Consider the following 24,077-nt stretch of genomic DNA (forward strand, 5'->3'; position numbering starts at 1 on the left):
GCAGGCAGCCCTTGCAATGCCACCTGCCGTACATCTATCATTATGAAAAAAAAGCTATTTTTTACCGGTTTCTTCTTTGTAGGCGCTCACGTATTCGTGCATAATTTCAGTAAGGCTTTCCCCTATCAATGTATACGCATCGGTAGGTAAATTGGCCAGCGATACCCTTACCGACCATTCCGGACCGGCAAAGCCGCCACCATTCAATAATACAATCGCCGTTTTTTCCGCCAGCCGGAAAAGGATATCCGTGGGCTGCATTTTTTTCTGCAACCATTTCAGGAAATCGTCTCCATAAATTTTCGACGCCCACGATGCAATATCTATTTCAGCATAATACCCGGTATTCAGCGGATCATCCAGCTGCGGCTGTTCCAGCTTATCCCACAATAACTTCAGCCGTTTATGCACCAGCGCCTGCGCTACCTGTTTGTAATTGTTCTCTTTGTCGAGCAGCGCAAACAGGCTGAATAAAGTCATTTGTGTTTGCTGCGGCAACGAAAGTCCGGCAGTATGGTTCAGCGCCACCTGTCGACTATCCGCCACCATGCGGTCGATGAACTTCATTTTTTCCGGGTGCAATGTAGTAGTACTGTAGCGCTTTGCCAGATCTTTTTTAGCAGCGGCAGGCAGGGCGGCAATCTGCTCATCAAAGATGTTGTCTTCATGAATAGCGATCACGCCTAAACGCCAGCCGGTACAACCAAAATATTTGGAGAAAGAGTATACACAGATTGTGTTGTAAGGGATCTTTGACAACAACGACCGGAACCCATTCACAAAAGTGCCGTATACATCATCCGTTACAATCATCAGATGAGGGTTATCCTTCTTTACAATCTTTGCCAGCTTATCCAACGCTGCAGGCGCCAGGGCCCGCGATGGCGGGTTACTGGGGTTTACACAAAACAACACCCGGATGCCAGGGTCCTTTAATTTTTCTAGTTCCTCATCCGGGTACTGCCAGGTATGCCGGCCTTCTTTGGTTTCGCCCTTCGCGTTGATATACACCACTTCAAACTGGTAGCGGTCCAGTTCCGGTATTTCCAGATAGGGCGTAAAAACAGGCACCATCAAAGCGATCTTTGATCCCTGTTTCAGCAGTTTGTTCTGCATCAGTGAATCGAAGATATAACACATCGCCGCCGTGCCGCCTTCTACGGCAAACAGGTCGAATTTACCTTTCGACTTTTCCCCGCCACACATCTCCTGTACAATATAATCATGCACAATCGGCTCCATATGTGCCAGCATGCGGCCAGGCACCGGGTATTCATTACCGATCACACTTTCTGCCAGTTCAAATACAAAGGCATCGTCGTTAAACTGGTGTACATTTTGTCCGTATAAATATGCCTGTTGCAGCAGCGCCGCGCCGGGAGCATCTTTATGCAGGGCCAGGAAACTTTTGAACCGGTCGGCGATGCCGCTCTTTTCAGGCACGCCGGTAAAGCCATGCTCCTCCCGCATATTACGGCGGCATTCCGCTATACCGAATTGCCCCAGCAGGAAGAAGGCTTCCCGCGGTGTGGAGGCCGTCCAGTTAGGATTACCACGCCCTGCATTCAGCATTACCTCAATACTTTTCTGTGCGGTTTGTTGTGCCAGTGAAATCAGCGTATCCTTCAGTTCAAAAGGGCTTAATTTCTGTAATGCACGTTGTTCTGCAACGGTAGTTTTGATATAAGACAGTCCCATAAAATAATGTTTGTCGGGTCAATAGGTGAAAAAGTAACTCTGCAACATATCCCTGTTTGAAGTTTGGGTAAGTCCAAGCATCAGGAGGATCCTGGCTTTCTGCGGGTTGAGGTCATCGCTCACAATGGTACCCAGTGTTTTATCGTCTACTTCATCATATTGGGTAACGCGGCCGGAGCCAACATGACTGGAGCGCACCACCACCACGCCTTTCTTTATCGCCTCCGCAATGGCGTCGTAAAATGCTTTGTTGAAATTACCGTTGCCTACGCCGGCAATGATAATTCCTTTGTACCCGTCTTTTACAAAATTGTTAATGGCTACCGGGTCCGCATCGGCATACATATAAGCGATACCTACTTTCGGCAATGACGTAACACCCGCAATATCAAAAGGCGTTTCTTTATTTGCTTTCCGCATGGCGCTCTGGTAGTAGGCCACCCGGCCATCGTACACCTGGCCCAGCGGTCCCAGGTTGGGCGCATAGAAGGCATCTACTTTGGTAGTATTCCCTTTTGATACATCACGGCCATCAAAAATGCTTTCATTAAACACCAGCAGTACGCCACGTCCGGCAGATTTAGGGCTGGCAGCCACGGTTACAGCATCAAATAAATTTTTGGGACCATCTGCACTGATAGCGGTGGAGGGGCGCATAGAACCGGTGAGCACTACCGGCTTATCGGTACGTTCAGTGAGGTTCAGAAAATACGCGGTTTCTTCCTGTGTGTCGGTACCATGCGTGATCACAATACCATCCGCCTCATTATTGGCGTATATTTCATTGATCCGCTTATTCAGCTTCATCCAGATATCAATGGTCATATCCTGGCTGCCTACGTTGGCGATCTGTTCGCCGGTAATAGCTGCAATTTTCTCAATACCCGGTACCGCTTTCAGTAAAGAAGCAATGGGCACCTTGCCTGCCGTGTAAGCAGCCCTGTCGGCGGAAGCGCCTTCACCGGCAATAGTGCCGCCGGTGGCCAGGATGATCACACGGGGTTTCTGGGCAATGGATGAGATACAGACAAATAATACAATGATTAAAGTACAGACGATTTTCATATGTAACACCTTTAGATTGTTTGGTGGAATGGTCAGGATAATAGAACAACGGAAGTTTGCGGATTGTTCACATCGCCTTCGGCGATGAAAATTGTCTTGAAGCAGGATTAGGCTGATTATACTGATTACACTGATTTTATTTTCCGGGATTTTTATTAAAAGATTAGGGAAGATAAAAACGAATACATCCGCTTTTATCTTCCCTAATCTTTTAAAATCAAAACGTAATCAAATCTGCGTAATCAGTATAATCAGCCTAATCCTGCTTCAAGACAATTTCCATCGCCGAAGGCGATCCTTTACGCTTTCTCCGCCACTTTCTTCAGGCCAGCCAGCACCTGCTGCCAGTTATCGCGCGAATGATCGCAGGCTTCCTGGTTTTCAAAATTCTCCTGGCTCACGGTAAAGCCGGTAGCGCCATTGCCGTTACTGTTCAGTGTATAAACGATAACGGAATAATTCTCCGGTTTATCTTCTTTACCGGAACTCAGGTAAGTGAAAGATAATTTCTTATCCAGCTCCGCTGCCAGTACTTCACCTTTTTCTTCATAGTGTTTTCCTTCCCATTCACCGGACCAGATCACCGGACTACCCACTTTCCAGTCGCTGATAACATCTGTTCCAAAAAAATATTCTTTGATCAGTGCCTTATCAGTGATGGCGGCCCATACTTTTGCAACAGGGGCGTTGATACTGATGGTTTCCGAAAGTTTTAACTGCTTGTCCATAATACATTGTTTTTGATAGTACAATATTAAGCAACCGCTGTTCCGGCGGATTGCATTTTACGGATTAATTCTAACGGAATTGGGAGTAACCCCGAATTTCTTTTTAAAGGCATTATTAAAATGTTGTGGTGTGGAATAGCCCAGCTCATAGGCTATTTCAGCAGAAGTTTTCTGGGTGTCCTGCAGGTATTGATTGGCCAGCTGCAGGCGTTGCCCGGTGAGATAATCAAACACCGTGGAATTAAATGTTTCTTTAAAACCACGTTTGAGTTTATATTCATTCAGTCCTACGAGTTGCGCTATTTCACTGAGGCCGGGCGGGTTAGTGAGCCGGTCGTTGATCAGGTCTCTTACTGCAATGATCTTTTCTTTGTCTGTTTTATTTTTTATAAAGATGTCTTTCTTCGCGGTATAATTATATGCCTCGGCCGATAGCACCAGCAATTCAATACTCTTCGACAGGAGGAATAATTTCTTCAGCTGTCCCGTAAAACGGCAGGTCAGTATTTGCACAATCACCTGTTGGATACCGGCATCAATGGGACCCCAGTTTTCAGACAGCAATACGCTTTTTCCACTCAGCACCGCTTCACAAAAGCGTTGCAGATGTTCATTCCCGTTTTCGGTAAATTCCAGGAATTGTTTTTTGGAGAACTGGATCCCGAATGTTTCTATTTCTGTGGCTTTGGGCGTTACTTCAATCTCAAAGCCATTTGAGTACATGATGTTGTGATGCCCGCCGATCAGGTCAAAAGAACGGTCCAGTTGTTTATACGAAAACGCATAGTCGCCTTTCATGCCGAAATGCAGGCGTACCACATCGGTATCGTTGCTGGCGCGTATCTTATCGGGTTTTGTGTAACGGGAAACAGTATGCGTTAAGCGGATATCATCACAAAACCAGTCTGTGATATCGGTAACGCTGAATGCGGTAACTAACTGATGTTGTTTGTCGTGGTTCATAATGGGTCCTAAAAATACGAATATTACGGGGTATCTTTGATTTGCACAATTAATACTGTAATAACTACAAGTATGCAGGTATTACGCCGCTTATCTTTGCCCCTTTGAATTACCACCAACCCGAAATTTACATCATATGAAGTACAGAACACTAGGAACAACAGACGTGCAATTGTCAGCCATCGGACTGGGCTGCATGGGTATGAGCTTTGCCTATGGCACGCCGGACGACGTGGAATCTATTGCCACCCTGGAAAAGGCCCTGGAAATCGGGATCAATTTCTGGGATACAGCGGATGTGTATGCTGCCGGCAAAAATGAAGAGCTGATCGCCAAAGTATTAAAGCCTAACCGCAGCAAGATATTTATTGCCACCAAATTTGGCTTTACTTCTTCTCCTGCTTCGCCCGGTGCAATACAATTCGATGGTTCACCCGCCTACATGAGAAAGGCCGTGGAAGCCAGCTTGAAGAGATTACAAACGGATGTGATTGATTTATATTATGCACACCGCATCGACCCGAACGTACCAGTGGAAGAAATGGTAGGCGCTATGGCTGAACTGGTGAAGGAAGGAAAGGTACGCTACCTCGGCCTCTCCGAGGCCTCGGCTACCACTTTGCGTAAAGCGCAGGCCGTACATCCTATCAGTGCATTGCAAAGCGAATACTCGCTGCTGACAAGAGACGTGGAGAAAGAGATCCTGCCGGCGTGCAAGGAACTGGGCATCAGCTTTGTGCCATTCAGTCCGCTTGCACGCGGCCTGATGACCAACGACCTTGATATTGCCAATCTTGCCGACAACGATTTCCGCAAATCACTCCCCCGTTACCAGGGCGAACATGCGGAAAACAACCGCCTGCTGGCTGCCGGGTTTGCGGAACTGGCTGCCGGTAAAAACTGTACCACTGCACAACTGGCATTGGCATGGGTGCTGGCACAGGGCGAAAATATCATTCCTATTCCCGGCACCAAAAGGAGAAAATACCTGCTGGATAACGCCGGTGCAGTGGATGTAGATTTAACAGCTGCTGATCTGCAAAACCTGGAAGAATTGCTGCAGAAATATCCCAACACCGGGGAACGGTATACTGAGGCAATGAACAAACTGGTGGATAAGAGCTAAGCGTTCCGCTACTTTTCCTGGAAGGGGAACAACGCTGTTTCCACATGCGCCTCTTTCATATGGGCAGCCAGTCTGCGCGCAATGTCCGGGCGGGCTGCTGCCATATTCTTTGTTTCTCCCGGGTCTGTGGAAAGATCATAGAGTTCCACAGGCCCATCAGGGTGTTGCGCTGCCTGCAAGCGCACCGCTTTCCAGTTTCCCTCCCGCACAGCCTGACGGCCGCCGTCTTCATGGAATTCCCAATAGAGATAATTATGTTGCTGCTGTCCTTTTCCGTTTGTAAGCGCAGGTAATAGTGACACGCCGTCTGTATAAGGCACGGCCGGTGCGTTGGTGAGCTGCGCCAGTGTAGGCATAATGTCCCAGAACGCGCCCTGGAAACTGTTGGTGCTGCCGGCTTTGATTTTACCAGGCCAGCGTGCAATAAACGGTTCGCGGATACCGCCTTCATACAGGTCGCGTTTAACCCCGCGAAAACCTCCGCTGCTGTTGAAGAAAGCCGGATCGGCGCCGCCTTCTTTATGCGGTCCGTTATCGCTGGTAAAAATCACCAGGGTATTTTTATCTAAGCCCAGTTCTTTTAAGCGCGCCATCACCTGTCCTACGTAGTTATCCAACCGGGTAACCATTGTGGCAAAAGTAGCATGCGGATATTGCTGGGAGGCATAGCCAGGCACAGTGGCGTTTGGGCCGTAGTCGTTGCCTTTATAGGGCTTCTCTTCAAATTTGCCTTTAAAATGCTGAAAGAGGCTATCATCCGGTACCTGTAGCTCCGCATGTGGCAGGGTGTAGGTGAGATATAAAAAGAAAGGTTTGTTTTTATTGTCGTCCAGGAAGCGGAGCGCCTGTTGCTGGATAAGGTCCGGTGCATAGGTGTTCATATGTTCCAGCTGGCCGTTTTGTTCCAGCACCACTTTGGTATCGTTGTTCCACAGGTGTGTTGGAAAAAAGCGGTGCGATTCGCGCTGGCAGTTATAACCATAAAAACGGTCGGCTCCCTGCTTCAGCGGATCGCCTTCTGAGCCAACCGGGCCCAGTCCCCATTTACCAAAGATACCGGAAGTATACCCGGCTTTTTTCAGTACTTCCATCACCGTTGTAACGGTGTCGGCTATAGGTTGTTGTCCTTCCGGCTGGATCTCCTTGTTGCCCCTGATAAAGGTATGCCCTGTATGCAGCCCGGTTACCAGCGATGCGCGGGAAGGTGCGCATACCGATGTACCTGCGTAGAATTGTGTAAACCGCATACCCTGCTTTGCCAGCTGATCGATGTGGGGCGTACTGAATTTACGCTGACCATATGCACTCAGGTCGCCGTAACCCAGGTCGTCCGCAAGAATAAAAACAATATTGGGAGGAGTCGCCTTTTTTTGCTGTGCCGCCACTGGTGCGGTTAACAGGGTGAGCCCTGCTGCAACAGGCAGTAGTGTATTAAAAATTTTCATGTTCATTGTGCTATACCTTGCAATTACTTCGCTGGTCCAAAATACAAAAGTATTCCGGTCTTTTTACAACAATGGCGCTGGTAGCAAAGCAGGATATCCGGCAGTAGCGGGTGGGGCCTGCACTGAAATTGTTTAAGCGGAGGGATTGTATCCCTCCGCTTAACAATATGTTTTTACATTTTAAATACTTTACCTCCTACCATCACTTCCTGTGTAGCTTCATCGAAGGTGGCTTTCATGCCGGTGCGGTAGGCCGCGTTACCCATGATGAGTGCAATAGAGTGTGAGTAGGCTGCTTCTATCGGTGCATTGGGTTGCTTACGTTCACGCACACACGTCATCCAGTTGCGTACGTGCGCATTGGTGAGCGGATCGCCACCGGTGTTGGCGCTGGTAGCAGCAGCTTCTTCGTTGCTGAGTGTTTGAGGCGTCAGCAGGTTAGCGTGCATGCCCATTTCCTGCGCTTCTTTTTCGGTGAGGCCACCGGTAGCGCTTATTTTGTTGGTAGACATATCAATAGTGCCGCCGTTGGAATAATAAATTTCTTTGGTACCGCCGGCAGAGTTGTGGAAACGGCTGCTGTACATTACCTGGAAGCCATTGGAAGGATCATTTTCCGGGCCGTAGTCGAAAACAGCAGTGAGAGTATCCGGGTTTTTGCGGCCATCTTTCCACATATAAATGCCGCCATTAGCTACTGCGCTGCGTGGATGTTTCAACCCGCTGAACCAATGCACCGTATCTATCTGGTGTGTCATCCACTGCCCGAAGATACCGGAGGAATAAGGCCAGAAGAGGCGGTATTCGAGATACTTGCGCGGGTCCCAGCTATCCTGCGGGCGGCCGGCCAGGAAGCGTTTCCAGTCGGTATCCGATTCTTTGATGGACTTTACCAGGTCCGGGCGGCGCCAGCGGCCTGGCTGATTTACGTTCCAGGTCATTTCCACCATCGTAATAGGACCAAATTTCCCCTGTTGGATGAAGTTGGCAGCGGAGTGGTAGCTCGGACCGCTGCGGCGCTGCGTACCCACCTGCATAATACGGCCGGAGTCTTTCACGGCTTTAAGGGCGCTGCGGGCGTCTTCCATTGTTTCCGCGAAAGGTTTTTCGCTGTATACATCGCACTTATTCTTTACCGCTTCAATGGTATGGTAAGCATGCTGAAAATCGGCGGAGGCGATGAATACCGCATCCAGTCCTTTGATATTATACAGCTCATCATTATTCATACATGCCTGTACGTTATGCCCCGTTTTCTGCTGCAGGAAAGCTTTTCCTTCATCCCTGCGGCGGTTCCATATATCAGATACAGCGATCAGATCAAAGTTCAGTTCCTTATTGTTGTTAAAGAAAGATGGCAGCAGGGCCTGGCGTGCACGATCGGAAAATCCTACCAGTCCCACATTTACCCGGTCGTTGGCGCCCATGATGCGGGCATAGCTGCTGGCGGGCATTCCCATAGCACTGATCGTGATACCGGCTCCTGCCAGTAACGACTGTTGCAGGAATTCCCGTCTTGTTTTTTTTGATTCAGACATATAAAGGCGTTTTTTATAGTGTGTGGTTTATTTGGCGTAAGCTTCTTTCAGTTGACCTTCCAGGTAATCAAATGCTGGTTTATACTGCCTGGCCGGGTCGTCCCAGCGACATTCCATCATAATACGACCGGTATATCCAATTTTATGCAGGGCGGCAAAATAGGGCCGGAAATCGTCTCCGGCAACACCGGGCGGTGTGCGTTTATCCCGTTCCGCGATGTGGCAATGTACCAGTACCGCCTTTGCATTTTCTATGCTGGCGGGCGATTCATGCTCTTTCAGCATATGATAGATATCTGCAGTAAGCCGGAAGTTAGGATGCTGTATGGCTGTAACGATCTCATTTCCTTCTGCCAGCGTATTCACAAAATTGGTTTCCGTGGCATTGAGGTTTTCCATAGCGATGATAATATTGTACTTTGCAGCCACCACTGCCATTTTACGACATAGTTGAATAAACTGTTGTTTGCATTTTCCCCGGTCGGCGCCTTCCGGTATTTTCCGGGCTTCCCCGCTGCCCAGCACAATGAGCTTTACTCCTGCAATTTTTGCCCGTTGCATCACAGAATCCACGTACCCCAGCACATTGGCTTCGTTTACTTCGTTGCCGGTTAGCTTCATGGTTCCCGGGATAAACACATTGCAAGTCTGGATCTTGCACTTGCTGTTGCGGATGGCGTGCAGTTGTTCCCTGAATTGCGCCTCGCTCAGTGCGGGCGACAGGATCTTGCGGACCGTTTCTTCCAGGAAAGTAAACCCGGTGGCCGCAGCGAGACTGTCGTTGGAAAAAGAAGTGCAGATGCCAATAGCCGGCAACGACTGTGCATTCGATTGCAAAAATGGAGAGAAGATAACAGAAAAAAGCAGTAGCAACCAAGTTTTCATAACGTCTGGTATGTTTATGTGGAAAAACGGAACAGCATTAAGATAATATCTAATTCCGGAAAAACAAAACAAAAAGACGACAGGCGGAAAAACAGGGGGTTACCGTTCCATATTTTCCCCAGGCTCAGCCTTAAAGGGGAGATTTAAGCTTTATGCGGATTACTTCCTGCATACTTCTCCGATACTTCCCGGATACTTCTCAGATACTTAGGAGTCGTGTATGTGTCGTACTCCCTATATGGTTCCTATACAGTCCCCATACAGTCACTATACACTCCCCATACTCTCCCTATACAGTTCCCATACACTCACAATACACTCACAATACACTCCCCATACACTCCCCATACACTTAGGTCCCTGAGGCTAATAGTATTTTAACGCCATTTCATATATTGACTGCCTAAAATAATAATTTTATCCGTCTAAAAACCAACACAGGCTATGATTGGTAAAACACCTGCAGGAACGCAGCGATTAACAAATCATAGCCTGTATGTTAGGTTCATCGGAATAGCCTGACGAAATAAAGGCATGTTGAATTTATATGGGAAGGAAAGCAGAAAGAAGCGCTGACTAATTATACTCCTGTTTTAAAAAAGTACTTAATTCCTGTTCAAGCTTTCTCTGTTCTGAATAAAAAGGTAAAAGCCGGTGCAGCAGATTGCCACTACCCGTAGTGATAAGGTCCAGTAAAAAGAATATTGTTGTGAGAACAGATGGCTTAGTCATTCTCTCTATCACAATTTCGTTTTCTTCTTTTGTTACCTGGATGGATACAAAAGCAGATTTCTCCACAAAAATACTTTGCTTGTTACCAAAATCAAATAGCTCATAAGAATACCTGCCGGAGAACTTTTGCTTCAGGGTTTCTGATAGTTCGTTAATGGAAGGAAGTATTTTTGAGGTGGTAATCTTCATCTTTCTTTTTTTATATTAATATACCTATAAATTCCGACAAACAGTAAATAAAAAGATAATTCCTATATGCATCTTCCTACTTTTTTACTTCTTTTTCATACTGCTTAATCCACGTTTCCGGTGTAATCTTTGCCGCCAGTTCTCCCAGCAACTCATATGGTATCTCCGTCGTTTTTTTAAACCGGATACAACCTTTTCCCATATCCGGCTTCTTACCGGTTGTTTCTATCCAACGGGTGGTAAGCCATTCCAACAACTCCGGATCATACAACCCCATGTGATAAAAAGACACATAATTTTTCTGCGATGCAATACTGATAAAAGGCAAAGGCAGTTCCGGGTTTGCATGATACCCGGAAGGATACAGGGAGTGCGGCACCACAAAGCCAGGCATACCATAATTCATTTCTTCCCGGAACCCGGCCGGTATGTGCTCCTGCAACACCTGGCGCAAACGGGTGAGTATTTCTTTGCGGCCGGGAGGCAACGCAGCAAAATATTCATCAGGGGTAGCGGCTTTGGATATCATAAGAAGCTGATTGTAGTATGAAGTTAAATAAAACGCCCCGGTAACTTCCGGAAAACAGATTAAATTATCCATATATTTGCTTAGACCAGCATTTGAATAATGGACCCATTATCTACCCTGCATATCCGGATCATCAACCAGGTTTTTGAACTGGATAAGAAAACAAGTGCCAAACCGGAGCTGCTATCCCTGCAACGTAATATAGACCGGATCAAACAACATTTTGAAGAAGCAGGTTATACCATCCTCAACCCACTGGGTGAACCATACAGGGAAACACGGGTGGATTACGAAGCCAGCATCACCGGCGAAATGTCGCCGGACATGGAAATAGTAAATGTGATCAAGCCCGTGGTATATTATACAAACGGAGGACAAAAATCCATTTTACAAAAAGGTGTAGTCATCGCCGCAGCAAAATAAACCTATGAACAACCAAATTAATTTCGGTATCGACCTGGGCACTACCAATTCCCTGATCGCCAGGTTCCAGAACGGCGCCGTGGAAATCTTTAAAAACCCGTTCGGTCAGAAAGAAACGCTGCCTTCGGTGGTGGCCTTCCGGAAAGACAGGATCATTGTTGGCGACAAAGCCAGGGAGCTGATAGAGAAAGATCCGGAAAATGTGTTCTCTTCTTTCAAAAGAAAAATGGGAACATCGGAATCATTCTTTGTACCTAATACGAGCGACTTTAAAACACCGGTAGAACTTTCTGCCCTCGTACTCCGCGAACTCAAAAACTTTATCTATACCGGCGAAAAACCGGAAGCAGTGATCATCACTATCCCCGCTTCTTTTGATACTATCCAGTCGAACGCTACCAAAAAAGCAGGCAACGATGCAGGCTTCAGCGAAGTACTGCTGCTGCAGGAACCCATTGCCGCCAGCCTCGCTTTTGCCAACAAACAGGCCAACGCTACCTCCCTTCAGGGGCAATGGCTGGTGTATGACCTCGGCGGCGGCACCTTTGATGTGGCCCTCGTAAAAATTGTGGATGGCGAAATGCGCGTTACTGATCATGAAGGAGATAACTATCTCGGAGGCGTGGACTTCGACATTGCCATCATAGAACAACTGGTGATTCCCGCCCTGCAACAACAACACACCCTTCCCGACCTGCTCACCGAAATGCGCAGCGCACGCGGAAAATATAATACCCTGTATCATATCCTGCTTAAAAAAGCAGAAGAAGTAAAAGTACAACTCACTGCCAGTCCTTCGGCGGAAATGGAATTTGAAATCACTGACGCCACCGGCCAACCGCACGACATCTATCTCACCATTACCCGCGAACAATTTGAAACCGTTATATACGACCGCATACAGTATTCCGTTGATCTCGTAAAAAAGATCATCGACCGTAACCACCTCACCGCTGCCGATATCAAAGAAGTAGTGATGATTGGCGGCAGCACGTATATCCCGCTGGTAAAAAACCTGGTCGCGGCACAACTGGGCATCCCCGTTAACTGCAGCGTAGATCCCACCACTGCCGTAGCCGCAGGTGCTGCATGGTATGCCGGCACCAAAACAATTACCCAGTCCAACCCCGCCGCCAGCAAACCTTTGGCCGCAGGCATGCCGGATATCCGGTTTAAAACAGCCTATCAGAAAAATACCGCCGATAAGGAAGAATATTTTACCGCCATCGTAACCGGCCCCGTAGCCGGATTAAGCTACCGCATTGTGCGTGCCGACGGTGGCTACGACAGCGGCATCAAACCATTACAGGAACGTATCTCTGAAATGCTGCTGCTGGCCGAAAATACCAGCAACGTATTTAATATCCTGGTATTCGATGCCGCACATAACGAACTGGCGGTACAAGCACCCGTAATCGCTATTTCGCAGGGCAAGTTTAATATTCATGGTCAACCATTGCCAAACGATATCTGTATTGAAATAGATGACCTGGAAAACAATACCACCAAACTGGAACTCATCTTTGAAAAAAACGCCATCCTCCCACTGAGGAAAACGATTATCAAAGAAGTGATGAAAACAATCCTGCGCACCAGCCAGGACAGCCTCCTGATCAACGTGCTGGAAGGCAGTCGCTATGCCATCCCCGGCAGCTGCGTTCCCCTCGGCATGATCGAAATAAAAAGCACCGACCTCATCACCGATCTCGTGAAAGGCTCCGATGTGGAAATTACCTTACAGATCAGCGAAAGCAGGGACCTTTCCGTGAGGGCAGTACTGCTCATGAATGAACAGGAATTCTCCGAAGTATTTAACCCGATGGTCAGGAAAATCAATACCGGCAAACTACTGGACGATATCCGCCAGCTGCGCCTCAACGCATCTGAAAAAATAAAATCATTCAGGAGAAGCCAGCAGTATGAACTGGCAGCAACCGTACAGGATATCATGGTGGATCTGGATCATATCAGCAACCGCCTGGAATTGCTCAGCACAGACGATGTGACCGACGAAAAATATCAGCTGGAAGAAAAGAAACGTAAACTCGCGCAACATCTCGACAGTACCGGGAAAGACCAGCTGATTGTAGAAATTACAGAACTCTATTTTAAAAGGAAAGAATATTGTTTGTATAATATCCGGGAAGAAGAAGACAGCGCCCGGATGATCCGTTTTGAAAAGATCACCGCCGATGAAAGCGCCTGTCTTTCTTCACAAAGCTACTACGCCATCAAGGCAAAAATTGATGAACTGAATGACCTTTGCTGGGAAATAAGACGCAACAAACCCGAAACCTGGATCAATGCGTATTACTACTACGCCAACGTAAGTACAGATGATTATACCGATCCTCAAACAGCCGCCCGCTTCAAGGAAATCGGGGAAAAAGCGCTGGAACGGAAAAATTATGAAGAACTGAAAGTAGCCGTGAATCAACTGTACAACCTCATGCCGGATACCAAAAAAGAAACCGACCAGCTGAAAGGAACCGGGATCGGTTAATTGCCTATTTCCAGTTCTATTCCTGCTGCATTATTTTCCAGCAGGTTGAAATACAAACTGGTACTATCAGTAAGCCCGATTTCAATAGGGATATTCCGGTCGGAGGTAGCCCAGTAATTGGGGTCGAGCTTAAAAATCAGGCTGCTTTCCTTCAGGAACTGCCTGGAATTTTTATACGGCATCAGGAAAAAACCTTTAACCCGGTAGGCACGCGCATCGTCCATCGGAGCCCTGGCTACCTTACTTCCATTCCAAAGCTGCCCTGCATATACATACAGCTGGTTAACGGTGAGCTGCAGCGGTACATAAGCGCTATCCGCCGGCGCAATATAGCAGGAATAAAAAGTATCGGGCGTTTGGATCATGGCAATGGCAGGAACGATCAAACGGTTGTAGAGATGCAGGCTTTGCCGGTGCGCGGTATTCGATTTTGGTGCAGAGATGGTTGCTCCTGGTTTGCGGTCTTTAAGACGATCATTTACTGTTTTTAGCACAGCGGGATCGGTGGTATTGGAGAACAGCGGTTTTTGCAATGCAGCCATAAAGTCGGGGCCGTATACGTCGTCTCCTGTTATGGGGGTTTTACTCACATCCCTGTATGGAGTATATATCGAGTCCGTTTGTAGGTTGAACAGGAGATATTTCATTGCTTCCTTAGTGCGGCTGGTGATAAAATAATTCACAGGTGCAGATAAAGTAGGATTAGGTCTTGTAAACATGGGCCTTACGTTGATCACAAAAATAAGTGCGACCGCCACACCTATGATCAACGAACCGGCTCCCTGCTCACTTAACCATTTAGGCCGGATAGGCGCCACCCAACGCCCAATCCGCTGCGCCAGGGACATCTTCTTTTCCTGCTCCTTCCAGTACACCTTCATCTTCACTGTCCACCTTGCCATTTCCTCCTGCACATATTCCGAGGTCAGTAATTTTCCTGTCAGTCCAACTATAGCCATACCATTTGTAAAATCATTCCGGTATATAGCCAGTCCCAGGTTGATCAAAGAAATACCGTAGTCACTTCTCCACTCATAAAACGCATATGGCAACTGATTCAGTTGTTTCACCAACGTAATATTGGCGAAGGGCCACAGTTCCCGCAGGGGAATCGCCTCGCCTGCCCTGAGCTTTGCTATTATAATTTTTAACCTTTCTTCCAGCACTCTCACATAACGGAATATCCGTCCATAACAGGTGGTGGTATGTTCCCCATCCAACAGCAAAGGATTAGCAAACAGATCGATCGTATTCTGTAACCGTTGATGTTTCAAACTATCCAATACCGCATTTGCAAATAATGGTTCGTAGTAAGGAGATATAAATTTCAGGAATCCATTCTCATTATAAAGAGGACTATCCGCAAACCTTCCGGTGATTTCACCGGTTTCCAGGAAATGCAGCAGCACTGGGTCTGCCGCTATCTGTGCATGATAGCGCAGCTCGTTGCCTGCTGTCAGCTTGTCGAAAAACTGTAACAGCTGGTGCTTATCGAATATCCATTGATTTATTTTAAGTTGCTTGTCATCCGACAGTTCCAGTTCTGCCAGCATTTTTTTCCGGAGAAGGGATAACGCAGCAGCATTCTCCGTATCTACGGGTCCACCATGAACTGTCTCCAGGAAACTAACGGGATTCACATACTTCATAAGAGAGCAAAATAAATAAAAAAGTGGCTACTCCACCGGAATCAGGTCTACGCCGTTGAAATTATTGGTCAGCTGCCGGAGTTGCAGCTCCTGCTGCAGCTGGTTCTTTTGGGATAAGAAAACTTCTACCGGGATATAACGGTTGGAGTGTTGCCAGTAGCTACTGTCCAGGTTGAGTTGCAGGCACGACGTTTTCAGAAACGACAGTGCATCATACACCGGCATGAGGAAAAAACCTTTGGCACGATAAGATGGTACATATTCCATTGCATATTCCGCCTGCCAGTCCGGGTCCCAGCCTACACCGGCGTAAAAATATACCCTGCTTATTGAAAGCGGCAGGGGTACAAAGGCGCTGTCGAACGGCGCTATGTAACACGAGTAAAAAGAATCGGGTGTTTGCACCATTGTAATCAGTGCGCCATCCTGACGGTTAACCACCTGCATGCTTTGCCGGTGTGCGGCATCGTGCCAGGAGCTGTCTTCCGGCGCCCACTCCCGCGACCGGCCAAAAGGCGGACGCACAAAGCCGGCGCCATAATCTCCCTGCATACGTACGGCCTTCATAAAATCAGCGCCATACACATCTGCCCCGGTAGCCGGAGATGGCATCTTAGAGCCCTTTAACAGCTTCTTCGCCCGCTTTTCTGTATCCATCAGTAGCTGCGATAAAAGGTATTGCATAGTCAGCGAAGTACGGGCGCCCATAAAAATACTGTGCTCACTTTCGCGGACTTTTATGCGGGGCGTATATTCCTGTTCAAAGCGGGCGCCGATGAAAATGGCTACGATAATGCCAAGCGCAATTCCTCCTTTCAGCAATACATCACGCACCAGTTTCCGGCGCTGTTGCCGGGTTTTATAACCATTCCCGAAAAACCTGCCCAGCAACGATTTGCGGCTGGCGGCCTTTTCTTCCAGTTGCTGAAGATACCGGTGTGTTTCTTCTCTCACATACGCACCGCATTTCAATGTGTTTACGGCATGCAGGACTTCCAGCGCCTTTTTATTTTCGCGGGTACCATCCAGCGCCAATGCAAAGTTGATCATCAGGATACCATAGTCATTCCGGAACTCCTGGAAAACATCCGGCAACGCATTCAGCGCCTGTACCTGCTGCAAACTCACATATGGAGCGGCTTCCCGCCACCTGGAGCCAGGATCTGCTCTCCTGCCCTTTTCTGCGGCTTCCAGTATTTTATAGGATTCCTGTAATGCGCGGAATATTTTATCATAACTCCGGTTCAGGTGTTCGCCATCCATCAACAGCGGATTAGCATACAATTGCTGTAGTGCCGCCGCCTGCTGCTGTTTCAGGCTACTGAGCACCGCCGTGGTAAAAACCGGTTCGTAAAAGGGTGCTATAAAAGTGAGGAAAACAGGCGTGCTGTAAAGCGGGTTATTATTAAAAAGTCCTGTCAGCTTGCCCGTTTCCAGGAAAGCCGACAGGACGTTATCTTCATTGATCTGTTGATGTAAGTGTAATTTGCCAGGCGACTGCAGTTCATCAAAAAAAAGCAGCAGGTCGTTTTTACTGAACCATTGCGCACCTACCCGTAATACCTTTTCTTCCGATAATTCCAGCTCTGCCATCATTTTTTTCCGGAGAAGGGATACTGCGGCAGCATCCTCCGCTGATACGGGCCCGCCATTCATCTTCTCCAGGAAAGCAAAGGGATTCAGGTATTTCATATACCGGCAAAATACTAAAAAAAGTAATCAGCCGGGTCAGGAAAACAGCAGGTAAGCCAATATCAGTGTAACAATCACGTTAAACGTTTGCGCTATCAGGAACGCATACACGGGTTTCCTGCTTTCTGTGCCAATCAGGTCCTTGAAATTTGTTTCCAGCCCGATGCTGGTAAATGCCAGCGCAAACCACAATCCCTGTAAACTTTTCAGCGATCCCTTCACCGGCGCAATAGCTGCAGGTGACAATAAAAATGAAAATACCAGCGAAGCAATGATAAAGCCGATCACGAATTTTGGAAATCTATCCCAGATCACTTTCAGCGTGGGCTTCTGCTCTTTATCAGCCGCATTCGGATGTTTGGTGTAAGTCCAGTATACCGATATAGCAAAGGCCGCAATACCCAGCAACACATTCTGCGAAAATTTCACGATGGTGCTGATCTTCAATGCGGTTTCACCTACCAGCGATCCGGAGGCTACCACCGCACCGGTAGTGTCTATACTGCCTCCCAGCCACGCCCCCGTTACTTCTTCCGGGAACCGGAAATGATGGGCTATCATCGGCATAAAAATCATCATCGGAATAGCGGTAATCAATACCAGTGAAATCACCAGCGACAATTTCTTTGAATCTCCCTTAATAGCGCCGGAAGTAGCGATGGCTGCAGATACCCCGCAAATAGATACCGCGCTGGATAACATCATGGTCAGCTCTTTATCTATTTTCAGTCGCTTACATACCCAATAAGAGAAATACCATACAGAAATAACTACCACCAATGCCTGTATCAGCCCCAGGGAACCGGCTTTCAGCACATCTGAAAAAATAACGGTAGTACCGAGCAATACCAAACCTATCTTCACAAAAAACTCCGAGGTAAGCGCTTCGCGAAACCAGGTGGGTAATTTAAACAGGTTACCGATCAGCAAGCCAATGATCAGGCTGAAGATAACCGCTTCCAGTCCCAGTTCATTTAACGCGGCGTTACCCGCTACAATCAGCGCCAGTGTGGTTAATATGAACACTGCCGGGAATACCAGCAGGGTATTTTTTAATGATCTGCCGGTAAGAAAGGATCCCAGCAGGGCCACCAGCAACACGTAAATAAACTGTGCACCTATTTTTAAAAAGTTGGCGCCGGTCAATACTTTTGTGGTGAGGTCACCGGTGGTACTCCATTTGTAATCCGGTAAAGCAACGTGTATTCCGGCCAGCGATAGCAGGATGATCAGGAACCCCAGTACAACAATGGCCCAATCTTCCTGTAAATAAGACTTAACTCCAGGCATATTTTTTTTTCATTAAGATAGTGACGGTTTAAAAAATATCTTTCAGCACGGTGTTGGCAGCATGGTATCCGCACATGCCATGAACGCCGCCTCCCGGCGGTGTAGCGGAAGAACAGATATAGATCCCTTTGGCAGAGGTACGGTAGGGAGAAATGCGACAGGCAGGACGGGTGTACAACTGCCTGATGTCAATGATGCCGCCATTGATATCGCCCCCTACATAGTTTGGATTATATATTTCCATCTGTTGTGCATTCATGGTGTGTTTTGCCAGGATCAGGTCGCGGAACCCCGGCGCAAAGCGTTCTATCTGCTGTTCTATGATCTGGGTCATGTCCGCGTCGCTGCCGTTAGGAACGTGGCAATAGGCCCAGGCTGTATGTTTTCCGGCAGGCGCCCTGTGATCAAACAGGCTTTGCTGCGACAGCAATACATACGGCGCCTTACAGATCTTTCCATCGTATGCCTGTTGCTCCGATAAGGCAATTTCTTCAAAGGTGCCACCCAGGTGTACTGTGATGGCCTGCCTGCATTCCGGTGCAGTGAAAGGAATGGGACCGCTTAATGCCCAGTCCATCTTAAATACGCCCGGACCGTAGCGGTAGCGGGACAGCTGCCGTTTATAATACGGTGAAAACTGATCACCGGCAATGGTGAGTAATTGTTTTGGCGTGAGATCAAAAACCACTGCATGATGCGATGGCAGTTGCGACAGCGAACTAACGCGTACGCCTGTCTGAATTTGTCCGCCGAGTGAAATAAAGTATTGCGCCAGCGCATGGCCGATTGCCTGTGAACCGCCTTTGGGAACCGGCCATCCGTAGCGGTGGCCTACCGCAGACAATACAATGCCGATAGCCGCAGAAGCCACGTTGGTTAAGGGTTGTATGGAGTGTGCCGTCATGCCGGCCCATAAACCCCGCGCTGCGGTAGTGGAAAACCTGTTGGCAACAGCCGATGCAGAGCGCAGTGCATTCAGTCCAAAACGTGCCATGATCAAAGGATGCCGCGGAAAGGAAAAAGGCCCCAGGCTATCTTCCGCCACTGCTTCCCAATTGTCAGCTACCGGTTTTATCAGCTCCCGGTACACTTTTCCATCTGCTCCCAGCGCGCGGGCGGTATCGTCCAGCGAACGCGCCAGGAAGGCTGCTGTGCCATCATCAAACGGATGGGCTGCTTCCAGCGGGGAGTAGGCAAACTCCAATCCGTAATCCGCCAGCGGCAGTTTGGAAAAAAAAGGAGATCCCATCGCCATGGGATGCACCGCCGAACATACGTCGTGGTAAAACCCCGGCAACGTAAGTTCTGCAGTACGCATTCCCCCGCCAATGATATCCTTTGCTTCCAGCAGCAACACCGATACCCCCTGCTGTTGCAGCCTGATGGCGGCAGACAGGCCATTGGGTCCGGACCCTACCACTATTACATCGTAATCTTTTTTCTCCATGAGCTGCTTGCCGCGGTTGAGAGATCATACCCCCGCGCTGATTTATTAGTCTACAAACTTAGTATACTATTAACGGGAATGCAAATTATTTTTGAGAAAGATAATATTTTATTTCGCCTCCTCCACTACTACGGCCAGGCGCAGCGCTTTCAAACCGCTGAGGCCCTGCAGGTCTTCCAGTTCCAGCTCTTCCAGTTCCGGGTGCAGCACACCGGTATCCTGTAAATAACGGATAAACGGCAGGTAATCGTCCACATCGTCCCTGTCGGAATAGATCAACGCAATTTTATCGGGCTGGGTTAACCGTTCTTCGGTGTTCCGGATATGTACTTTATCGATCCGCTTCTTAATCATCTGGTAACGGATATTATATGCGCCCTCTACATCAAACTTCCGTTCATCTGCCCGGAAGCTGATATCAATAGGATGGTTATGCACAAAAATAAGCTGGGTGGTAAACAGCTCTTTTTCCATCTGCGCTATCAGCGAGTGGGTAAGCTTTGTAATGGCCACCATAGAAGACAACTGCCATAACCGGAGGTTTTTGAGATGGAAGTGATTAAAGGGCCGGTCCGGTGCAATAGACTGACCAATATAAATATCATACTCCACGCCATCCGTTCTGAACTTTTCAAAATAACAGGGATAGGATTCCTGTAACCTGGCTTTCTCCGATTCCAGGTAGCCGTTCGCGGCCTGGGTGATGAGCTGCATAGATACTTCCAGCGCATCCTTATTCACATTACCGGCCATACTTTCCAGGCAGGTATTAATGGTTTCACGGGTGTTGGGGTATTGTGCCGCTATATGCTGCAGGTAACTCACCGATTCCTCTTCCAGGAACCTGTTCAGCGCATTTTCATCGGAAGGACTCAGCTGCTGATGCAACAGGGCCTGCTGCCACCGCTGGCAATGATAAATCATTTCCTGCAACAGGTCGTTCTGCTGGTACTTACGCAGCACGTCCAACGTATTGGCAAGGATGCTTAAATGACTATCCAGGTCGGCAATAATGGCTTTATTTCTTTCTACAGTAGAATTCCGGATATCAATGGCGCCATACAACGGGTATACTTCTTTGAACAGGATATTACTGATGACAGCCGGCTGGTTCTTTTTCAGCCGGTACAGGTAATACCAGGCGGCTTCGTTAAATTTCCATTGCACCGCGGGTTGTATGGAAGTAAATTTCTCCTTGATCACCTTTTCTATCTCCCCGTTAAATTCTTCTATATAAATCTGTAACAGCTGGCCTATTGCTCCTATGGCAGGTTCCAGCAGCGACAACGTTTTTTCGTCGAACGAATGATCGCTCCAGGTATGTACCGCAAATGCACCCACCGGTTCGCCCATAAAGAAAATGGGCATAATGGCCAGTGATTTTACCCCCTGCTCACGGAAATATTCCAGGAACGCATATTCCTTCCGCGTTTCTTTCCCGATATCTCCGGAAAAAAAGAAGAGTGGTTTTGACATAAATGCTTTCGCATTCCGGCTGAACTCTTCCGGCGACAAGCGGCTTTCTCCCCAAACAGCAAACAATACACCGGTACCGCCCTTTTCAAAACTATACACCGGGTTATCATTCACCCGCAGGAAAGGAAACAGGTCGAATTCAATCCGGGTGTCGCGCACCAGCGATTTAAGCGATAAGATCACCCGCTCGTAATTCTTTTCATCTATCAGCGTTGTACGCGACAGCCGCATACCCGAAATATTTTCCACCGCTTTTTCCGCTGTAACATCTGTTACGGTAATCACACAAAATCCACGGAAACGGAACAGGTCCAGTGGCATCATTTCCTCCAGTATTTCCACCCCGCCTCCTTCACTAAAATGTGTGTACAGTTGTACAAAATCAATGTCCGGCAGTTCCCCTTTTGCCGTCACCTCAACAAAGTCGGTACTGATGGCCACCGCATAATATTGCAGCAAACCGGTAGCGGTATTCACCCCTGCATGGTGTTGCTCCGTTTTTACCGGCGCCTGGAAATTATACAATCGTTGCAGGATCAGTGAATACACCAGCTGCAGCCGCTCCCGGTGATAATCAGCCGGTGTACGGGTTACTTCGTAATTATATTCCGGCGAATTATTTGCAAGCAGTTGATAGATCAGGTCGGTGCCGTAAAAAGTAGTGGGCAGGAACGGGAAGCTGAGTCCCCAGGCCAGCTGATGCTCCGGGCTCATGGCGGGAGAAAGACAGGCATATACATACTCCAGCAGGTCGGAATACTGAGACGTTTCTTCCAGGGGGATATCCCGCCGGCCAATATCCGACGCTTCAAATGCGGCCAGGGCTTCTTTATACAACCGGGCTTTTACGGTAGGTTCTTCCCCGATCCGCTGCTTCAGATAGGATATAAATGATTCAAAGGAAATGGCTGCATCTATGGCCAGTGGCTGCGCCTTTTTTCCTGACACATCCAATATGGTTGTTTGCATAAAGGGGAATATTCTTTTTCAGGATCAAAGGTAGGGGAAATCCCGGCTATTTACGAGGTGCAACACGCATGCGATGGCGGAAAGCAATAAATATCTTATCTTGTTATCCTGTAATTTCACCCCGATACAAACATCTCTTAAACAGCTGCAAATCATGAAAACAATTTACCTGTTAACAGCTGCGTTATGCCTGTTAATTAACTCCGCAACCTTTGCTCAGCAAGACTCTGCCGCTATGATGAAAGCATGGACAGATTACATGACACCAGGCCCCGCACACCAGAAAATGGCACAAATGGATGGCGAATGGACAGCCGACATGACCTTCTGGGAAAAGCCAGATGCCCCACCTACCAAATCAATGGGCACCGCCGCTTACAAAATGATCCTGGGCGGCCGCTATTGTGAGGGCCGTTACACCGCCAACATGATGGGCATGGACTTCGAAGGCATCAGTACTATGGCGTACGACAATGCAAAGAAAATCTACATCACCACCTGGGTAGACAACATGGGCACCGGCATCACCATGATGGAAGGGAAACCTAACGGCGACGGACTGGAACTTACCGGTAAAGGGCTGGACCCCACAACCGGCAAAGAACACAATATCCGCCAGGTAATGAAATGGCAGGATAAAGACCATCACACGATGGAAATGTACAAAACAGTAGATGGAAAAGAAACAAAAGACATGGAGATTAAATACACCCGCAAATAACACCAGGTTTTGCAGGGGAACCAGCTTCCGATGGACGCTAATTCCCCTGCTTTAAAATATCATTCACGTTATAGTCCGGCGCACCTCCCGCATAAGACGCCACCAGCGCCCCCAACGCATTGGCAAATACCAGGCACTCCCGCGCTGCACGCCCACGGATGATGCTATGCAGGAACCCCGCCAGGAAGGCATCCCCGCTACCGATAGTATCCACCACCTTCACCGCAATACCAGGTTCCACATAAAAAATATCATTCATAAACAACAACGCACCCTCACTGCCCATTGTTACCACAATAGTCGTAATCCCAAAACGCTCCGACAACATACGCACGGCCTGCTCCTTATCCACATAAGGATGATACCATCCGCTGATCAGCTCCAGCTCAGCGGTATTCAGCTTCAGGATATGGCACTCCGTGAGCAGCCATTCCACATGTGCACGGGTGTAATGCGGCTCCCTTAAATTAATATCCAGCACTTTCACCACATCTTCCTTCAATGCCTGCTGCAACGTATGCAGCGACACCTTATCCCGGGAGCAAAGACTCCCGAATACAAAATAGCGTGTAGCCGTATCCTTTAGCCGCGCAGATAATACCGGCGTATATTCAATAAAATCCCACGCCGCCGGGTATACGATATCATAATGCACATTATGCGGATCCGTCATATCAGCGTATACTTTCCCGGTTTCCTGCTGCTCATCGATCTGCACCAGGCTGGTATCCAGTCCAAACCGGTGCAGCATATCCAGCAGCCCCTGCCCCCGTACGTCACGCCCCACACGGGATACCAGCGATACCTGCTCTCCCAGCTTCTGCAGGTGGTAAGCTACATTCATCACCGCTCCACCGGGTAATTCCTTCTCCGGTAAAATATCCCAGAGCATTTCACCAAAACATACAATCCCGTTTGCCATAATTTTTCAATTTTGATTAAAGGTGATGATCCCTTACATTGTTCAGACAAAATACGATAAAGCACTTATATTTATAACGCGAAGCCC

General features: G+C 48.1%; 19 protein-coding genes. 4 read left to right on the top strand and 15 right to left on the bottom strand.

The genetic code is table 11. The features are described from left to right. Window positions 1-54: 54 nt before the first annotated feature. The 4 genes from aspD to PV783_RS26105 form a co-directional block, all read right to left on the bottom strand. Complete coding sequence (gene aspD / locus PV783_RS26090; protein ID WP_079470188.1) at window positions 55-1,698, bottom strand: aspartate 4-decarboxylase; 1,644 nt, start codon at window positions 1,696-1,698, stop codon at window positions 55-57. A gap of 18 nt (window positions 1,699-1,716) precedes the next feature. Next, window positions 1,717-2,763 (bottom strand): type II asparaginase, encoded by a 1,047-nt coding sequence (locus tag PV783_RS26095; RefSeq protein WP_420990199.1) that lies wholly within the window; start codon window positions 2,761-2,763, stop codon window positions 1,717-1,719. 299 nt (window positions 2,764-3,062) lie between these two features. Continuing rightward, complete coding sequence (locus tag PV783_RS26100; protein ID WP_420990200.1) at window positions 3,063-3,491, bottom strand: SRPBCC family protein; 429 nt, start codon at window positions 3,489-3,491, stop codon at window positions 3,063-3,065. Between the two features lie 57 nt (window positions 3,492-3,548). Beyond that, a complete protein-coding gene (locus tag PV783_RS26105) occupies window positions 3,549-4,454 on the bottom strand; it encodes a helix-turn-helix domain-containing protein (protein WP_420990201.1) in 906 nt (301 codons plus the stop codon). A gap of 136 nt (window positions 4,455-4,590) precedes the next feature. Here PV783_RS26105 and PV783_RS26110 point away from each other — a divergent pair, with 136 nt between their 5' ends. Continuing rightward, window positions 4,591-5,580, top strand: a complete 990-nt coding sequence (locus PV783_RS26110; protein WP_420990202.1) for an aldo/keto reductase — start codon at window positions 4,591-4,593, stop codon at window positions 5,578-5,580. 8 nt (window positions 5,581-5,588) lie between these two features. Here PV783_RS26110 and PV783_RS26115 read toward each other — a convergent pair whose 3' ends face one another. From PV783_RS26115 to PV783_RS26135, 5 genes are all read right to left on the bottom strand, one after another. Beyond that, window positions 5,589-7,025: an arylsulfatase gene (locus PV783_RS26115; RefSeq protein WP_420990203.1), complete on the bottom strand. Its 1,437-nt coding sequence runs from the start codon at window positions 7,023-7,025 to the stop codon at window positions 5,589-5,591. A gap of 173 nt (window positions 7,026-7,198) precedes the next feature. Next, window positions 7,199-8,563 (bottom strand): Gfo/Idh/MocA family protein, encoded by a 1,365-nt coding sequence (locus tag PV783_RS26120; RefSeq protein WP_079470193.1) that lies wholly within the window; start codon window positions 8,561-8,563, stop codon window positions 7,199-7,201. A gap of 27 nt (window positions 8,564-8,590) precedes the next feature. Then, the gene (locus PV783_RS26125; RefSeq protein ID WP_079470194.1) at window positions 8,591-9,448 is read right to left on the bottom strand and encodes a sugar phosphate isomerase/epimerase family protein; all 858 of its coding nucleotides are present in this window, start codon (window positions 9,446-9,448) and stop codon (window positions 8,591-8,593) included. Between the two features lie 576 nt (window positions 9,449-10,024). Continuing rightward, on the bottom strand, window positions 10,025-10,369 hold the full coding sequence (locus tag PV783_RS26130) for a hypothetical protein (RefSeq protein ID WP_336386901.1): 345 nt from the start codon (window positions 10,367-10,369) through the stop codon (window positions 10,025-10,027). A gap of 76 nt (window positions 10,370-10,445) precedes the next feature. Continuing rightward, a complete protein-coding gene (locus PV783_RS26135) occupies window positions 10,446-10,898 on the bottom strand; it encodes a DUF1801 domain-containing protein (protein WP_420990204.1) in 453 nt (150 codons plus the stop codon). A gap of 99 nt (window positions 10,899-10,997) precedes the next feature. Here PV783_RS26135 and PV783_RS26140 point away from each other — a divergent pair, with 99 nt between their 5' ends. Both PV783_RS26140 and PV783_RS26145 read left to right on the top strand, forming a co-directional pair. Continuing rightward, the gene (locus PV783_RS26140) at window positions 10,998-11,321 is read left to right on the top strand and encodes a hypothetical protein (protein WP_079470196.1); all 324 of its coding nucleotides are present in this window, start codon (window positions 10,998-11,000) and stop codon (window positions 11,319-11,321) included. Window positions 11,322-11,325: 4 nt separating this feature from the next. Beyond that, window positions 11,326-13,824 (top strand): Hsp70 family protein, encoded by a 2,499-nt coding sequence (locus PV783_RS26145; RefSeq protein WP_420990205.1) that lies wholly within the window; start codon window positions 11,326-11,328, stop codon window positions 13,822-13,824. Here PV783_RS26145 and PV783_RS26150 read toward each other — a convergent pair. The 5 genes from PV783_RS26150 to PV783_RS26170 all read right to left on the bottom strand — a co-directional run bounded on the left by PV783_RS26150 (window position 13,821) and on the right by PV783_RS26170 (window position 22,347). Next, window positions 13,821-15,473 carry a hypothetical protein gene (locus PV783_RS26150; protein ID WP_420990206.1) on the bottom strand — a complete coding sequence of 551 codons (1,653 nt, stop codon included), beginning with the start codon at window positions 15,471-15,473 and terminating at the stop codon, window positions 13,821-13,823. The two genes, PV783_RS26145 and PV783_RS26150, sit on opposite strands and share 4 nt — an antisense overlap. Before the next feature lie 27 nt (window positions 15,474-15,500). After that, window positions 15,501-17,165 carry a hypothetical protein gene (locus PV783_RS26155; RefSeq protein ID WP_420990207.1) on the bottom strand — a complete coding sequence of 555 codons (1,665 nt, stop codon included), beginning with the start codon at window positions 17,163-17,165 and terminating at the stop codon, window positions 15,501-15,503. A gap of 36 nt (window positions 17,166-17,201) precedes the next feature. After that, window positions 17,202-18,455: a YeiH family protein gene (locus tag PV783_RS26160; RefSeq protein ID WP_420990208.1), complete on the bottom strand. Its 1,254-nt coding sequence runs from the start codon at window positions 18,453-18,455 to the stop codon at window positions 17,202-17,204. Between the two features lie 28 nt (window positions 18,456-18,483). Then, window positions 18,484-19,902, bottom strand: coding sequence for an NAD(P)/FAD-dependent oxidoreductase (locus tag PV783_RS26165; RefSeq protein ID WP_336386895.1), 1,419 nt, complete (start codon window positions 19,900-19,902; stop codon window positions 18,484-18,486). Window positions 19,903-20,010: 108 nt separating this feature from the next. Continuing rightward, window positions 20,011-22,347 carry a GAF domain-containing protein gene (locus tag PV783_RS26170; RefSeq protein ID WP_420990209.1) on the bottom strand — a complete coding sequence of 779 codons (2,337 nt, stop codon included), beginning with the start codon at window positions 22,345-22,347 and terminating at the stop codon, window positions 20,011-20,013. A 154-nt stretch (window positions 22,348-22,501) separates the two neighbouring features. On the opposite strand from PV783_RS26170, the gene PV783_RS26175 reads away from it, so the two are divergent. Then, entirely contained in the window at window positions 22,502-23,068 is a 567-nt protein-coding gene (locus PV783_RS26175; protein ID WP_336386894.1) for a DUF1579 domain-containing protein, read from the top strand. A gap of 37 nt (window positions 23,069-23,105) precedes the next feature. Here the strand turns inward: PV783_RS26175 and PV783_RS26180 are convergent, their stop codons facing one another. Further along, entirely contained in the window at window positions 23,106-23,990 is an 885-nt protein-coding gene (locus tag PV783_RS26180) for a carbohydrate kinase family protein (protein WP_420990210.1), read from the bottom strand. Between the last annotated feature and the right edge of the window lie 87 nt (window positions 23,991-24,077).

The sequence above is a fragment of the Chitinophaga sp. CC14 genome (assembly GCF_048957795.1).
In the GTDB taxonomy this organism is placed as follows: Bacteria; Bacteroidota; Bacteroidia; order Chitinophagales; family Chitinophagaceae; genus Chitinophaga; species Chitinophaga ginsengisegetis.